Origin of the sequence: Photorhabdus caribbeanensis (assembly GCF_018448885.1) — a bacterium.
Taxonomy (GTDB): domain Bacteria; phylum Pseudomonadota; class Gammaproteobacteria; order Enterobacterales; family Enterobacteriaceae; genus Photorhabdus; species Photorhabdus caribbeanensis.
In genome coordinates this window covers 37,673-53,392 of sequence record NZ_RCWB01000006.1, presented here as the reverse complement: position 1 = coordinate 53,392, position 15,720 = coordinate 37,673, and the positions used below count along the sequence as shown (strand labels likewise).

At 44.7% G+C, this 15,720-nt stretch carries 16 protein-coding genes and 1 pseudogene; 6 read left to right on the top strand and 11 right to left on the bottom strand.

Annotated features, from left to right (window positions below; all coding sequences use genetic code 11):
* Positions 1-43: 43 nt before the first annotated feature.
* The 3 genes and pseudogenes from EAE90_RS06095 to EAE90_RS06085 form a co-directional block, all read left to right on the top strand.
* Positions 44-166: pseudogene (locus tag EAE90_RS06095) on the top strand (6-phosphofructokinase); the annotation flags it as partial.
* A gap of 380 nt (positions 167-546) precedes the next feature.
* Entirely contained in the window at positions 547-1,518 is a 972-nt protein-coding gene (gene pfkA, locus EAE90_RS06090; RefSeq protein ID WP_214052744.1) for a 6-phosphofructokinase, read from the top strand.
* Positions 1,519-1,690: 172 nt separating this feature from the next.
* Positions 1,691-2,686 carry a sulfate ABC transporter substrate-binding protein gene (locus tag EAE90_RS06085; RefSeq protein WP_214052743.1) on the top strand — a complete coding sequence of 332 codons (996 nt, stop codon included), beginning with the start codon at positions 1,691-1,693 and terminating at the stop codon, positions 2,684-2,686.
* Between the two features lie 52 nt (positions 2,687-2,738).
* On the opposite strand, the gene tpiA is transcribed toward EAE90_RS06085, so the two are convergent.
* The gene (tpiA, locus tag EAE90_RS06080; protein WP_214052742.1) at positions 2,739-3,506 is read right to left on the bottom strand and encodes a triose-phosphate isomerase; all 768 of its coding nucleotides are present in this window, start codon (positions 3,504-3,506) and stop codon (positions 2,739-2,741) included.
* Positions 3,507-3,629: 123 nt separating this feature from the next.
* Entirely contained in the window at positions 3,630-4,238 is a 609-nt protein-coding gene (locus EAE90_RS06075; RefSeq protein WP_422615980.1) for a YiiQ family protein, read from the bottom strand.
* A 61-nt stretch (positions 4,239-4,299) separates the two neighbouring features.
* Here EAE90_RS06075 and EAE90_RS06070 point away from each other — a divergent pair, with 61 nt between their 5' ends.
* Complete coding sequence (locus EAE90_RS06070) at positions 4,300-4,734, top strand: DUF805 domain-containing protein (RefSeq protein WP_049584899.1); 435 nt, start codon at positions 4,300-4,302, stop codon at positions 4,732-4,734.
* Between the two features lie 2 nt (positions 4,735-4,736).
* Here EAE90_RS06070 and fpr read toward each other — a convergent pair whose 3' ends face one another.
* Positions 4,737-5,483 carry a ferredoxin--NADP(+) reductase gene (gene fpr / locus EAE90_RS06065; RefSeq protein ID WP_214052740.1) on the bottom strand — a complete coding sequence of 249 codons (747 nt, stop codon included), beginning with the start codon at positions 5,481-5,483 and terminating at the stop codon, positions 4,737-4,739.
* Positions 5,484-5,815: 332 nt separating this feature from the next.
* Between fpr and emrD the strand changes: the two genes are divergently transcribed.
* Positions 5,816-7,000, top strand: a complete 1,185-nt coding sequence (gene emrD / locus EAE90_RS06060; RefSeq protein ID WP_214052739.1) for a multidrug efflux MFS transporter EmrD — start codon at positions 5,816-5,818, stop codon at positions 6,998-7,000.
* Between the two features lie 57 nt (positions 7,001-7,057).
* On the opposite strand, the gene glpK is transcribed toward emrD, so the two are convergent.
* Complete coding sequence (gene glpK / locus EAE90_RS06055; protein ID WP_214052738.1) at positions 7,058-8,581, bottom strand: glycerol kinase GlpK; 1,524 nt, start codon at positions 8,579-8,581, stop codon at positions 7,058-7,060.
* Positions 8,582-8,606: 25 nt separating this feature from the next.
* On the bottom strand, positions 8,607-9,437 hold the full coding sequence (locus EAE90_RS06050; RefSeq protein ID WP_214052737.1) for an MIP/aquaporin family protein: 831 nt from the start codon (positions 9,435-9,437) through the stop codon (positions 8,607-8,609).
* Positions 9,438-9,737: 300 nt separating this feature from the next.
* Between EAE90_RS06050 and zapB the strand changes: the two genes are divergently transcribed.
* Entirely contained in the window at positions 9,738-9,980 is a 243-nt protein-coding gene (gene zapB / locus EAE90_RS06045; protein ID WP_214052736.1) for a cell division protein ZapB, read from the top strand.
* A 67-nt stretch (positions 9,981-10,047) separates the two neighbouring features.
* Here the strand turns inward: zapB and rraA are convergent, their stop codons facing one another.
* The 6 genes from rraA to cytR form a co-directional block, all read right to left on the bottom strand.
* Positions 10,048-10,557 carry a ribonuclease E activity regulator RraA gene (rraA, locus tag EAE90_RS06040; protein WP_214052735.1) on the bottom strand — a complete coding sequence of 170 codons (510 nt, stop codon included), beginning with the start codon at positions 10,555-10,557 and terminating at the stop codon, positions 10,048-10,050.
* Between the two features lie 150 nt (positions 10,558-10,707).
* Positions 10,708-11,625, bottom strand: a complete 918-nt coding sequence (locus EAE90_RS06035; RefSeq protein WP_214052856.1) for a 1,4-dihydroxy-2-naphthoate polyprenyltransferase — start codon at positions 11,623-11,625, stop codon at positions 10,708-10,710.
* Between the two features lie 102 nt (positions 11,626-11,727).
* Complete coding sequence (gene hslU, locus EAE90_RS06030) at positions 11,728-13,059, bottom strand: ATP-dependent protease ATPase subunit HslU (RefSeq protein ID WP_214052734.1); 1,332 nt, start codon at positions 13,057-13,059, stop codon at positions 11,728-11,730.
* Positions 13,060-13,070: 11 nt separating this feature from the next.
* Positions 13,071-13,601, bottom strand: coding sequence for an ATP-dependent protease subunit HslV (gene hslV, locus EAE90_RS06025; RefSeq protein ID WP_214052733.1), 531 nt, complete (start codon positions 13,599-13,601; stop codon positions 13,071-13,073).
* 122 nt (positions 13,602-13,723) lie between these two features.
* Complete coding sequence (gene ftsN, locus EAE90_RS06020) at positions 13,724-14,551, bottom strand: cell division protein FtsN (protein WP_214052732.1); 828 nt, start codon at positions 14,549-14,551, stop codon at positions 13,724-13,726.
* A gap of 69 nt (positions 14,552-14,620) precedes the next feature.
* On the bottom strand, positions 14,621-15,649 hold the full coding sequence (gene cytR, locus EAE90_RS06015; RefSeq protein WP_214052731.1) for a DNA-binding transcriptional regulator CytR: 1,029 nt from the start codon (positions 15,647-15,649) through the stop codon (positions 14,621-14,623).
* Positions 15,650-15,720 lie beyond the last annotated feature (71 nt).

The window sequence follows — 15,720 nt, the reverse complement described above, 5'->3', positions numbered from 1 at the left end:
TAGTAATTAGGAGGAGCAGTCAATGTGATGGTGAATCATGTAAAATGATGTGGCAGGGACCGACTATACTATCGGCTATTTCACTGCGCTGGAAACAGTGGTTGAGGCGATTGACCGTCTGCGTGATACTTCGACTTCTCACAAACGTATTTCCATTGTTGAAGTAGCGGTAAAGTGCGCCTCATTTTATACGTCAACCTCGCTGCATTAGCAAAAAATGCTGTAACCCTTGTCCAGTGTGAACGGGAATATTAAGGATAGGATTTCTCTGAAGTTGATTGATGATCTTAAGAGCTATGGCAGCATAATTAAATGGCTTTTTAGCCAATTTGATCTCAAAAAAGAGACTTATGTGAATGCAGACTTGGTTTTTTACCGTATGATATGAAAGTTGAATCAATTCAGCTTGATTGTTTCAGTACGCTAGGTGGTAACAGGTTAAAGTGGTAACAGGTTAAAAAGGCAGATTTCTCAGGCAAAGTGATTGCATACGGAGTCTGCCGTTAGCGGGTTTGCAATTATTACATCTACAAGTCAGAGGTCATCATGAGCAATGGGATCAAAAGAATCGGTGTCTTAACGAGTGGCGGTGATGCGCCGGGTATGAATGCAGCTATTCGTGGTGTGGTTCGTGCGGGATTAACCGAAGGGTTGGAAGTTTTCGGTATTTATGATGGCTATCTTGGCTTGTATGAAAACCGCATGAAGAAACTTGACCGCTTTAGTGTATCCGACATGATTAACCGTGGTGGCACTTTTCTAGGTTCAGCCCGTTTTCCTGAATTCAGAGATGAGAAGGTTCGTGCTATCGCTATTGAGAACATGAGAAAAAACGGTCTTGATGCTCTGGTCGTTATTGGCGGTGACGGTTCCTATCTTGGCGCGAAAAAACTGACAGAAGCGGGTTTCCCCTGCATTGGTCTGCCGGGCACTATTGATAATGATGTGGCAGGGACCGACTATACTATCGGCTATTTCACTGCGCTGGAAACAGTGGTTGAGGCGATTGACCGTCTGCGTGATACTTCGACTTCCCACAAACGTATTTCCATTGTTGAAGTAATGGGGCGCTATTGCGGTGATCTCACGTTGTCGGCCGCCATTGCAGGCGGTTGTGAGTTTATTGTTCTGCCGGAAGTCTCATTTAGTTGTGATGAGCTCGTGGCTGAAATTAAAGCCGGGATCGATAAAGGTAAACGCCATGCCATCGTTGCAATTACCGAACATGTTTGTGATGTCTATGAGCTGGCGAGACATATCGAAAAAGAGACGCATCATGAAACCCGTGCCACAGTCTTAGGCCATGTTCAGCGTGGTGGTTCCCCGGTTGCCTATGATCGTATTCTGGCTTCCCGTATGGGGGCATATTCCATTCAATTATTGTTGGAAGGTTATGGTGGTCGTTGTGTTGGTATTCAGAACGAGAAACTTGTTCATCATGACATCATTGATGCCGTGCAGAATATGAAACGCGTGTTTAAACAGGATTGGTTGGAAACCGCGAAAAAGCTATATTGATCATGTCAATACCGGCAAATCTAAATCTGTTGCAGCCTCGTTGGAGGCTGTAATTTATCTTTAGATATTCCTAACACATATAAATAAATGCTTTTAATTATTTCTGAGTAATAACGCTTTCTGTCAGCCTTGAATTTCATAACCGTTAAAAACAGTTTGTGGAGAGATTCAAGTGAGAGTCAGATGGCGTGTAGCATTGGCGTTACTATTGATTACCAGTAGCAGCGTATGGGCAAAAGATCTTCAACTTCTTAATGTTTCCTATGATCCAACCCGCGAGTTATATCAGCAATATAATCAGGCTTTTAGTGATTATTGGCAGCAGAAGACCGGAGATAAAGTGATAATCCGGCAATCTCATGGTGGCTCGGGTAAACAGGCAACTTCTGTTATTAATGGCCTTGAGGCGGATGTGGTGACATTGGCTTTGGCCTATGATGTGGATGCCATTGCGGAACGTGGCCGGATAGCGAAGGCATGGATCAAGCGTTTGCCAGAGAATTCAGCCCCTTATACTTCAACCATTGTTTTTTTAGTGCGGAAAGGTAATCCAAAACAGATTAAAGACTGGTCAGATTTAATTCGCCCAGGTGTATCTGTTGTGACGCCTAATCCAAAAACATCGGGCGGTGCACGTTGGAATTATCTGGCTGCATGGGGTTATGGATTGATTCATAACAATCAGGATCAGGGCAAAGCGAAAGCGTTTGTTAAAGCCCTTTACCAGAATGTTGAAGTGCTCGATTCTGGCGCAAGAGGGGCTACCAATACTTTTGTTGAGCGTGGAATCGGTGATGTATTAATTGCCTGGGAGAATGAGGCATTATTGGCGATTAATGCGCTCGATAAAGATAAATTTGAAATTGTGACACCTAGCCTTTCAATTTTGGCTGAGCCGACGGTTTCTGTCGTTGATAAGGTCGTTGATAAACGTCATAGCCGTGAGTTAGCAACAGAATATCTGCAATACCTTTACTCTCCCGTTGGACAGGAGATAGCGGCTAAAAACTATTATCGACCACGTGATAAAACAGTTGCCGATAAGTACCGATCTTCTTTTCCTGCGTTAGAATTATTTACTGTCGATAAGGTATTCGGTGGTTGGGGAAAAGCGCAAAAAGTACATTTTGTGACGGGTGGTGTGTTTGATGAGATTATTCAGCGCTGAAAATGAATAGCCGCCGTAGGTATACGGCGGTCAATTATCGTTGAAATATGAATTATGCTTTTTTCGCAGCAGCAGCGGCTTTTACGATAACAGTGAAAGCATCAGCTTTTAGAGATGCACCACCTACTAATGCACCGTCAATGTCTGGCTGAGCAAAGAGTTCAGCGGCATTATCTGCGTTTACAGAGCCACCGTACTGGATAATGACCTGTTGTGCGATTGCTGCATCTCTCTGCGCGATATGATCACGAATGAATTTATGTACAGCCTGAGCTTGTGCTGGTGTTGCTGATTTGCCTGTACCAATTGCCCAAACAGGTTCATAAGCAATGACCGCACCTTGGAATGCTTCTGCGCCCAATGTGTTCAAAACTGCATCAATTTGTCTTGCGCATACGGTTTCAGTCTGGCCAGCTTCATTTTCCTGTTCAGTTTCGCCGATGCATAAAACAGGGATTAGACCTTGTTGTTTAAGAATGGCAAATTTTTTCGCAATGAATTCGTCATTTTCTTGGTGGTAAGTACGGCGTTCGGAGTGGCCGATGATAATGTATTCTGCGCCAACGTCTTTCAACATTGCGGCGGAAGTTTCACCGGTAAATGCACCAGATAGGTTAACGTCAACATCCTGTGCGCCCAGAGCAATACGGCTGCCAGCCAGCGCTTGTTTAGCCTGAGAGAGATAAAGTGCTGGTGGCGCGATAGCGACGTCACAGCCGGTAATACTGCTTAATTCTTTACGCAGGCCAGTGATAAGTTCGTTTACCATATGGGTACTGCCATTCAATTTCCAGTTACCCATCACCAATGGATGTCGCATGTTTTTTCCTCCAACCAGAGAAGTTTAAGTAGTGAGCTGAATTTAGGACCAATTACGGTAGATCAATGCTCCACAGTATAGTGATCATTGCAAACAATAGCTTTTTTTTATTACTAAATTTGATTAGTCATCAGGTTCAGATAACCATAGCTTAATCGGTTCAATGGCGAAAGTAAGCGTTTTTTCGCTACTATTTACCACAATATAGCGAATGGCGCCGATGTTGTGGCTGTAAAATGACGATTTTTTGCTGTTTCTGAGCAAGTTATCAATATTCTCTTTGCTTTGTTCCTGTGAAATAGTCGGGTTAAAGTGGCGCATCAGGGCTATCATGTATTGTTCTGCCAGAATATGGTTTTTCTGTGTTTCTGTTTCGCTTTCTGATGGTAATAATGTCAGTTGCAAGCTTTTGATTTTTTCGCTTCCTCGTTCAAGTACGGCGGAAGAATAAAGTTTTTCATTGATTCTGCTGGCAGCTCGTGTCAGTGGCAGATAAATGTTTTTACTGATGATTACCCGATACTCGCGTAGTGGCAATGTTGGGTTGCGGCGGTTATATTTTTCGCGAAATCGCGGTATGGTTTCATCGAAAGAGGGAGCATTCGGTAGAAGATAGGTTGCTTGTACTGTGGGTTCTGTGGCTGTGTATTTATCCGCATTGGCTACCAACGGCAAACCGATGCTGCTTGCCGCTAATATTATGACTAGAAATTTATTAACGTCCATTTTCATGTTGCCGCTCGCTTAGGTTAAACTGCGCTGAGAAATAGAATACACGATTGGAAAGGAATAGATGACATTACAACAATGGGGTTTTTCATTCAAAGGGCGAATTGGGCGGCGTGAATTTTGGATTGGCATTGGTGTTTGCCTGGCTTTGATGTTTGTTATCTTGACTATTCAGGGGATGAATTCTTTAATCATGCACTATGCTGTTTTTGCACTTGTCTTGGTGATGTATCCCGCAGCAGCAATGATGGTTAAGCGTCTGCATGATCGAAATAAGCGGGGAGGGTGGTCGCTGCTTTTATTACTGGCAGGGTTGTTAATTGCTGTTGACTGGGGTGGCATGGCGCCGTTCTGGCAATGGGGGATTGGCCGTTTTATCCCCACATTGATCATTGTAATGATGGTGCTTGATTGCGGTGTATTCCGTGGTACGGATGGGCCAAACCGGTTTGGTGAAACAACAGAGAAAGTGGATTTTATTTCTGCCAAAGATGACTGAAATTACCAATATTGCTCACTGGTGATATGTCCCGGTTTGCGGCGTAAGTGTTTTGTCATTCCACGCTGCTCTTTTAGTAGTTGTTGGGTATCTTTCACCATTTGAGGATTACCACATAACATAATATGGCTGTTGTCACTGTTCATCGTAAGCCCGACAGCCGCCTCAAGTTCGCCGTTCTCGATCAGTGTCGGGATACGGCCAGTCAATGAGCCGGGGTTTTGTTCACGGCTGACAATAGTTTGAATTCGTAGCTTGCCATTGAGACGTTCAACTAATTGCTGCATTAAGGGCAGATAGCTTAAATCTTGTGTTAGTCTGACTGCATGCACCAATACGATGTTCTCAAATCTTTCCAGGTAGTCCCCTTGTTGAAGAATTGACAGATAGGGACCAATGGCTGTTCCCGTTGAAAGCATCCATAATGTTTTGCAATCAGGTATTTCATCAAGAATAAAAAAGCCTGCGGCTTGTTCTGTCACTAATAGATTATCCCCAGGTTGCAACGCTGCTAATCGCGGGCTGAGTTTGCCGTCAGGAACCGTCACTAAATAAAATTCAAGATTATTATCTGTCGGGGCGTTAACGTAAGAGTAGGCCCGTTGCACCCGTTCATCATCTATTTCCATCGCCAGTTTTGCAAACTGACCTGCGGTGAATTCTTCAACCGGTGCATGCATCTTGATGCTGAATAAGGTATTCGTCCAGTGAATAACTTGTGTGACTTTTCCTGCAACCCAGTTTGCCATTAGAACTTATCTCCTATCCTGAAAGAAATCCCCGAACCGTTTGTTTTTACGTCATTATTTTAGTCTATAGAGATAAATACCATTATCGATTCTGTGTCATAGAAAAATTGACCGCAATTTTATTAATACTTAGTTTTATATGTACATATTTGTTGCCAAATATGGCGTAATTAACTGTTATTTTTTCTGCAAAGAAAATTGTGCACTATCTCGCAAAATATTTTAAATTTGTTAAGTTAGTCACATTAGTGGAGTAAGAGAATACAGGCCATTTCCTAATAGCCTGGGGTTTCTTGTGACTTTATGAATTGTATAAACTTGTTGTGAATGCGATGAGAAAATTAGAAAACTTTTATTTATTGCTGATATTGATCGCTCTGGCTGCTGTAGGGCAGATGACACAGACAATCTATGTGCCTGTTATTGCAGATATTGCTAAAGATTTTAATGTACCAATAGGTTCTGTACAACGTGTGATGGCTGCATATTTGTTTTCTTATGGGCTTTCACAGCTTTTTTACGGCCCTCTTTCAGACCAGATTGGTCGGCGCCCGGTTATCCTGACCGGTATGATAATTTTCCTGTTTGCGACTGTCTGTGCTTTATTATCTCCTAATTTGGATGTGTTGGTGGTTGCCAGTGCTTTGCAGGGGTTAGGAACGGGGGTTGCAGGTGTGATGTCCAGAACGATGCCAAGGGATTTATATACTGGCACTGCCCTGCGTTATGCTAATAGTTTGTTGAATATGGGAATTTTAGTTAGCCCGTTACTTGCGCCGATGATTGGCGGTGTGGTCGCGCATTTCTTTGGTTGGCGTTCCTGTTATCTGTTTTTGTTACTTTTGTGTATTGGTGTCGTTTATTACGTATTTTGCAAGTTGCCGGAAACCCGGCCACAGCAAACCGAAAAACGAAAAATGCTCACTTCTTTCCATCAACTGTTATCAAATAGCTCGTTTACTGCTTATTTGGTGATGTTAATTGGTGGTCTGTCAGGGATTGCGGTCTTTGAAGCCTGTAGTGGTGTGCTGATGGGTGGAGTGCTTGGGTTAAACAGTATTACCGTCAGTATCTTGTTTATTTTGCCAATTCCCGCAGCTTTCTTTGGCGCGTGGTATGCCGGGCGAGAAGGAAGAACTTTTTATAATTTGATGTGGCATTCGGTGGTTTGCTGTTTATTGGCCGGTGTGTTGATGTGGTTGCCTGGATGGTTCGGCGTCATGAATATTTGGACGCTATTGGTGCCTGCCGCGCTCTTTTTCTTTGGTGCAGGGATGTTATTTCCTCTGGCAACAACCGGGGCAATGGAGCCATTTCCTTATCTGGCAGGTGCAGCAGGGGCGTTGGTCGGCGGTTTGCAGAATGTTGGCTCTGGTTTGGCAACTTGGTTATCCGCAATGTTGCCGCAAAATAATCAATTCAGCGTGGGTATGCTGATGTTCTTTACGTCAGTTTTGATCCTGATTTGTTGGCTACCATTGGCGCATAGGATGCAGCGTCACGGACATGTCGTTTAATCAAGCAGTTAAAGAAAGGGGGTATTCATTCCCCCCTTTCTTTATTTTCAGCAAATCCTAGCTTTTATCTTCCCAGTCCTGTGCGCGGGCAACCGCCTTTTTCCAGCCATTATATTTGTAATTTCGTTCGGTGGTTTCAATGCCCGGACGGAACTCTTTTTCAATGGTGGCTTTGCTTTTTACTTCATCAAGGTCTTTCCAGTAACCAACCGCCAATCCCGCGAGGAATGCTGCGCCCAATGCAGTGCTTTCACGCACCACTGGGCGTTCTACACGAGTGCCAAGGATATCTGATTGGAATTGCATCAGGAAGTTATTGGCAACAGCACCGCCATCTACCCGCAGTGCTTGCAGTCGGGTGCCAGCATCAGCTTGCATAGCGTCCAGTACATCTCGGGTCTGATAAGCGATGGATTCCAATGTTGCACGAATAATGTGATTGCTGTTGGTTCCTCGGGTCAGGCCAAAGATTGAACCGCGGGCGTAGGGGTCCCAGTAGGGGGCGCCAAGGCCGGTAAAAGCGGGAACCACATACACGCCGTTACTGTTTTTAACTTTAGTGGCAAAGTATTCGGAATCAGCGGCATCGGCAATAAGTTTCAGTTCATCACGTAGCCACTGGATAGAAGCGCCACCAACGAAAACCGCACCTTCAAGCGCATAGTTCACTTCACCACGGGGACCGCAGGCAATGGTTGTCAGTAATCCATGATTGGAGCGCACGGCATCTGTACCTGTGTTCATCAACAGGAAACAGCCTGTCCCGTAGGTGTTTTTCGCCATACCCGGTTGGACGCAAAGTTGACCATATAGAGCAGCTTGCTGGTCCCCTGCGATACCTGCGATAGGAATTCGGGTGCCGCCTTTACCGCCTATGTTGGTCTGACCATAAATCTCAGAAGATGAATGAACGGTAGGCAGTAGGGAGCGCGGGATTTGTAACTCATCAAGAATATGCTGATCCCATTCCAGATTATGAATGTTGAACAACATTGTTCGAGAGGCGTTTGTGAAATCGGTAACGTGGACTCGGCCTTGGGTCATTTTCCATACCAGCCAGGTATCCACAGTACCAAACAGTAGCTCACCTTTTTCAGCCCGTTCACGGGCACCCGGGACGTTATCTAAGATCCATTTTATTTTGGTGCCGGAGAAATAAGGGTCCACTACCAGCCCTGTATTCTGGCGAATATATTCTTCTAATCCCTCTTTTTGTTTGAGTTTAGTACACGCGTCTGCGGTACGGCGACATTGCCAAACGATGGCATTGTAAATAGGTTTACCGGTTTCTTTTTCCCAAATAATTGTTGTTTCACGTTGGTTGGTAATCCCAATACCGGCAATCTGATCAGAACTAATATCCGCTTTCGCCAATACTTCTACCAAAGTTGAGCTTTGGGTTGCCCAGATTTCCATTGGATCGTGTTCTACCCAACCCGGTTTAGGATAAATTTGCGCAAATTCTCTTTGGGAAATTGAGATAATATTGGCGTCGTGATCAAGAATTATCGCTCGGGAGCTGGTAGTTCCTTGATCAAGGGCAACAATATACTTTTTCTCAATCATATTTTCTGTTGTCATGATAATAACCTGTTCTGGTAATGCTCTAGGCTTTCTTTTTCTTCTGGTCTTCAGTTTTATGAACATCAGATGGTAAATGGCGACCAATAAGTTTGCGGTAGCCAAATGCTCCCACAATACCGCCGATAATGGGTGCGGTCAGAGTAACCAGACAGTAAGGAATTTCGCGTCCACCTGTCAGGGCAATATCTCCCCAACCCGCCAGATAAGCAATTAATTTGGGACCAAAGTCACGGGCCGGGTTCAGAGCAAAACCGGTTAATGGGCCGAATGCACCGCCGATAACGGCAATTACAATACCAATTAGTAACGGAGCCAGAGGACCACGAGGGATACCATTGCCATCGTCAGTTAGCGATAGAATTAGACAGAGCAGAATAGCGGCAATGATAACTTCTATCATAAAAGCCTGAGAAATGGACAGTGACGCCATTGGATAAGTAGAGAATACACCTGCTGTAAACAGGCTTTCAGGAGTACCTCGAACGATATTATGTACCTGTTCGTAATCAAGGAATACGCTGTAGTACATCATGTAAATGAGAGCGGCCGCGATAAAGCCGCCAATCATTTGCGCAATAATAAAAGGGATAACTTTTTTGCCATCAAAACGGGCAAACAGCCATAAAGCAATCGTCACCGCCGGGTTAAGGTGAGCACCGGAAACACCTGCGGTGAGATAAACAGCCAACGCAACGCTCATACCCCAAATAATACTGATTTCCCATAAACCTAATTGTGCGCCGGCAATACGTGCAGCGGCAACACAACCTACGCCAAGGAAAACCAATAGTGCGGTACCAAGAAGCTCAGCGATACATTGTCCGGTTAATGTCGTGCTAGTGGTTTGGCTCATATATTCTATCCTACGAAGAAGATTTTAGAGGGGTAGTTATTATTCGCCTTCCAGCATTGAAAGGAGGGTTATGTAAATTTATCGTTAATGAGCGGAAACGAGAAATAGCGAAATTGAAATGTGTGTGTTGTGTCAACAAAATGAGCGAATCCGCATTTATCCGCTATTTTGTTAAAAATTAAAGTGTGAGACACTTTGGGGTTTTTATTTGGAGTTATTTTTCATGTGTTGGGGATGTTGCTAGACAGGGGCGCATTGGCTACATACAATCAGACAATTGCTTATAAGGGGGAACCGAGAATGTCATTTGAAGTTTTTGAAAAGCTGGAAGCCAAGGTTCAGCAGGCGATTGATACTATTACCCTGCTACAAATGGAAATTGAAGAATTAAAAGAAAAAAATCGATCTTTGTCTCAGGAAATTCAGAATGCCACCAGCAGCCGTGAGTCTCTGGTTCATGAGAACGAGCAATTAAAACAAGAGCAACAAGTATGGCAAGAACGTTTGCGTGCCTTGTTGGGCAAAATGGAAGATGTTCAGTAATTACAAATTTCCAACAGACAAAAAGGGCGATCTAAAAAATCGCCCTTAATTCTATTATACGTTGCCATCAGATGATCTCATCTTCTTCGCCATCATCGAGTCCCAGCGGCTCTTCGGACAAAATGATACCGGTGTTGTCGGCATACAAATAATCGCCAGAGAAGAAGGTGACGCCCCCGAAATTCACCCGGATATCGCTTGCGCCGGTCCCTTCATCACGACAGCCAGCAGGAATAGCGGCTATAGCTTGAATACCGAGGTCGAACTCGGCTAGCTGGTCAACCTGACGTACAGCACCGTAAACAACAATGCCCTCCCATCCATTTTGCACAGCGAGTTGTGCCAGCTCAGCGTCAATTAATGCTTGGCGTACAGAACCACCACCATCTACCAGTAAAATGCGTCCATGACCATTGTCTTCAAGCAGGTCGTAAATTAACCCGTTGTCTTCAAAGCATTTAACCGTGATGATTTGACCACCAAATGAAGTACGCCCGCCAAAATTGGAGAACATAGGTTCTACCACATTTACTTCTTCTTGATAGATGTCACAAAGCTCGGAAGTATCATATTTCATAGGATTTACGTCTGGTTAAGGTATGGAACAGTAAGTATATCCCTTTCAGGCCGATGTTAGCAAAATCATCAATTATTAAATTGATATTGTTAACAGGTATCCACGATGATTAAGTTACAACACCTCCCGGAAAAACAACACAAATGCGGTTTAATTAAAAATAAGACCAACTGAAAATAGAATATTAGTCAGTAATACCGCTTTAACCATCTGTCCCAACATTGGACGCATTCCCTCCGGTGTCGGTTCATTAAGTACATACCATATATGTTTGAACAACCAAGGTAGAGCGAGCAGGAACAGCCAACCTGACCAGCCTGATAGGTATTGTGCGGTGAATAATACCAAGCAAAGTATTGCTGTAATTATTAAACCACCGTGATAGTAACGAGCTTTTTTAGGGCCGAGGCGGACAGCCAGGGTATTTTTGCCATGCCGTTTGTCATCTTCAATATCACGCAAGTTATTGATATTTAATACGGCAGTAGAGAGAAGCCCACAGGCTGTAGCCGGAAGCATGACAACCGAGTCAAAAAAACCTGCTTGAAGATAATAGGTACCGGCAACACTTAACCAACCAAAGAAAATCAGTACTGAAATATCACCAAGCCCCATATAGCCATAAGGCTTTGCGCCAACTGTATAGGTAATTGCGGCAATAATTGCTAGTAGGCCAAGTACCAGAAAACCGAATATATCACCGGGTTCTTCACAGGCAACCGCAATCAAGGCACTGCCAGACAGACAAGCTAGCAGGACAATAATCTTCAATACTTTTTTCATCTGTGAGGTGGTAATGATGCCTTTTTGCATACCGCGCAGTGGCCCGATACGTTTTTCAGTATCACTGCCTTTAATAACATCACCGTAATCATTGGCGAGATTGGATAGGATTTGCAGTATGGCTGCTGTTAATAGCGCTAGTAAGGCAACCGGTAGCTTGAAATGCCCTGTCCAGGCAGCGAGGGCTGAACCAGTAATAATGGCTGCAAGGGCGAGTGGTAGCGTTTTAGGACGCAAACTTTCTAGCCATGCTTGAGTTTGACTAATAGAAGTTGATGAGTTCATTTCTGCGTTCACTTACTCCTGTAGGTTTATAAAAAACGAATGGGAGGCAAGCCTCCCATCATTAATTATAAATTATAGTGGATCAGGAATCGTATACACCGATTATAGGATAAAGCGGCTCAGATCTTCATCTGCAACCAGTTCATCTAGATGCTGTTTAACATAGTCGGCATCAATGTTAACTGACTGGCCTTGGCGTTCGCTGGCGTCGAAGGAGATATCTTCCATCAGCCGTTCAAGCACAGTATGCAGGCGACGAGCACCGATATTTTCGGTTGATTCATTTACCTGCCATGCTGATTCAGCGATTTTGCTAATGCCATCAGTTGTGAAACTGATGTTCATTCCTTCTGTTGCCATAAGAGCTTTATATTGTTCTGTCAGAGATGCGCTTGGTTCAGTCAGAATACGCTCAAAATCTTCTGTGGTTAATGCTTGTAGTTCCACGCGGATTGGCAAACGCCCTTGTAATTCAGGGATCAAATCGGAAGGGCTAGCAACCTGGAATGCACCTGAGGCGATAAACAGGATGTGATCTGTTTTTACCATGCCGTGTTTAGTGGATACCGTACAACCTTCCACTAGTGGCAACAGGTCACGCTGAACGCCTTCACGAGAAACATCAGGGCCTGATGTTTGACCGCGTTTACAGATTTTGTCGATTTCATCAATGAAGACAATGCCGTGTTGTTCAACGGCATCAATGGCCTGTTGTTTCAATTCTTCTGGGTTAACCAGTTTAGCAGCTTCTTCTTCGACCAGTAGCTTGAAAGCATCTTTGATTTTTAGCTTACGAGATTTGTGTTTCTGACCAGCAAGGTTCTGGAACATAGATTGCAACTGATTCGTCATCTCTTCCATGCCCGGAGGCGCCATGATCTCGACACCTACAGGTGTGGTAGCAACATCAATCTCAATTTCTTTATCATCAAGTTGACCTTCACGTAGTTTCTTACGGAATGCCTGGCGTGCGGCCGATGGTTCGACTTGCGTCTCCGTTTGTCCCCAGTTATTTTTTGCTGGTGGGATCAGGACATCAAGAATACGCTCTTCTGCCAGTTCTTCTGCCCGATAACGGTTTTGTTCAATGGATTGCAGGCGAACCATTTTAACCGCGGCATCGGTCAGATCACGGATGATAGAGTCGACTTCTTTACCAACATAGCCAACTTCGGTGAATTTGGTCGCTTCGACTTTGATAAATGGCGCATTTGCCAGTTTTGCCAGGCGACGGGCGATTTCGGTTTTACCTACCCCAGTCGGACCAATCATCAGGATATTTTTAGGCGTGACTTCGTAGCGCAGCGTTTCATCTAGCTGCATACGACGCCAGCGGTTACGGAGTGCGATAGCTACAGCGCGTTTCGCTTTGTCCTGACCAATAATGTGTTTGTCAAGTTCGCTGACAATTTCGCGTGGAGTCATTTCAGACATACTATCTACCCTTACGCTTTTGAAGGAAGTTCTTCGAAGTTGTGATTATGGTTGGTGTAAATACAGATATCACCGGCAATTGTTAGCGCTTTTTCTGCAATTTGTCTGGCGCTGAGATCGGTATTTTCCAGCATTGCCCGTGCGGCGGATTGGGCGAACGGACCGCCGGAACCAATGGCAATCAGGTCATTTTCTGGCTGAATGACATCGCCGTTACCTGTAATGATCAGGGAGGTATTTTCATCTGCGACTGCCAGCAGTGCTTCCAGTTTGCGTAGCATGCGATCAGTGCGCCAGTCTTTAGCAAGCTCAACCGCGGCTTTGGTTAGATGCCCTTGGTGCATTTCAAGTTTACGTTCAAACAGTTCAAACAGAGTAAACGCGTCTGCTGTACCGCCGGCAAAACCCGCGATTACTTTGTCATTATAGAGGCGGCGAACTTTACGGACATTGCCTTTCATGACGGTATTACCCATCGTTGCCTGTCCATCACCACCGATTACGACTTGGCCATTACGGCGAACACTTACGATTGTAGTCACGAGTAAGCCCTTGGTTACAAAAATAGATAAATGTGACGCACGGTACTTTCGACAGTGTATACGGCTATCGAAAATACCGTGTGCACGGTGCTTAGCAGTAGATGGGGGAGAATTATAATTTTTCAACCCCCAGTAACACGGAGAATGCAACCTGATACACCAACACCTTTCAGACGTTCCCGCATTTTTTCTGCGGTATTTTTACTGTAGGGACCAAGAACAACACGGTGCCAGCCGTCTCCCGTCGTGATCTGGCTTTCAATGCCCGCAAATGCCAGATTGGCACGTACTGATTCAGCTTGGTCCATATTACGGAATGAACCACATTGCAAAATCATACGCTGTGCCTTTTCTACAGGTTTAGGTTTACTGGTTTCAGCCGGTGGTAGAGTTTGTGGCTGAACTGGCTGAGTCTGCATTGGTTGTTGTGGTAACGTTTGTTGAGGCTGTGGTTGTGGTCTTGTTTCCTGCGGTTGTTGTGTCTCCTCTGATGGCTTGATGATCACTTGTGAACGTGGCACTTGAACGCCATTGTATGGCACTTCTGGCAGCGAAGTTGCCGGTTGGCGCATATCTGCCTGCATTTGTTCAAGTAACTGCCGTTGCTCGGCGGTTAGCTGAGTTTGTGAATTGATTTGCCCCCCAGATGAGGGATCTCGTGGTGTCTCGATGCCAACGGGACGATTTTCCAATTCTTTGATATAGCGCCAGCGTTCTTCTGGTTTTGGCGGTAATCCACTGTTTTGTTGAGAATGTTTTGGCACTACTTCTGGTTCGCTTTTCTGTTTGTTGTGGGTAATAAAGTAAAGGCCGCCAATAAAGATAACGACTAATGCTACTGCGACGGCTAGCGTTGCTTTTGGCAGCCCCTGGGCTTGGTATTTTTTCTTATCAGTATTTTTACGGCGGGTGTTTGAACGCCCGCGACTCACATAATCTCGTTGTGCCACTGTCTAATTCGCTGAGTAATTTAAGTAAAAGAAAATAAACGATATGTTACTTAACCTGCGGTTATTTGCCTAGCTTTTAGGCGAACAGGTGCTTTGCCGAATAATTAATTCCGATTCCAGTAACTGAGAACCGCCAGATGTTGCATGGCCCTGAATTTGATCTAGCAACAGTAACATTGCCTTATGGCCAATTTGATAACGGGGTTGGCCAACGGTTGTTAATGGCGGATCGCTGTACATGGCGAGACTTAAGTTATCAAACCCAATGATGGATAAATCTTCCGGTATTTTTAAGCCCATTCTTTTAGCCTGCCACATCACGCCAATCGCCATAACATCGCTATGGCAGAAGATGGCGGTAGGAGGATCTAGCAGAGAGAGGAGCTGTTCGGTCAACTTTGCGCCGCTTTCATGGGTAAAATTACCTTGGACAATATAATCTTCACGAATTGTACCGCCAGAGCGACGCAGTGCTTGGATATATCCCTGGAGACGATAGCGACAAATCGGTATATTTTCCGGACCAGAGAGGCAGGCAATGCGTTTATGCCCTAATGTTTGCAGATAATGAGTCGCATTGAATGCGGCGGTCAGATTATCAATGTGAATAGTCGGCAGCTCTAGCTCTGGTGCAAATTCGTTTGCCATTACCATAGGTGGTAAGTTTTTTTGTTCTTCTTTGCTGGCATCAAACGGGATATTAGAACCCAGTAACAACAGACCATCAATTTGTTTGGTGACAATCAGGTTGAGAAACGCGTGTTCCTGTTTTTGCTGATGTTGGCAATCACCGATTAAAACCAGATAGCCATGTTGTGCTGCTGTCTCTTCAATGCCGCAAATCACATCAGTGAAAAAGGGATCGCTGATATTTGGTACTATCACTAAAATAGTTTTTGACTCACCGCGTTTAAGATTACGGGATAAGTTACTTGGGTAATAACCCACAGCCAATACAGCTTGTTCCACTTTTTGTCGGGTTTGGGAAGAAACCTTTTCTGGATTCATGAGTGTTCTTGATACTGTAGCGGTAGAAACGCCAGCCACTTCAGCGACATCTTTCATTGTTGCGGAGGTGCCATTCTTTTTCTGCTCCAAAACTCACTCCTCATTTCCTGACGGGTTAGTTAAATGATTGTCATTTTCTGGTTGCCGGGAAACCGTCAGTG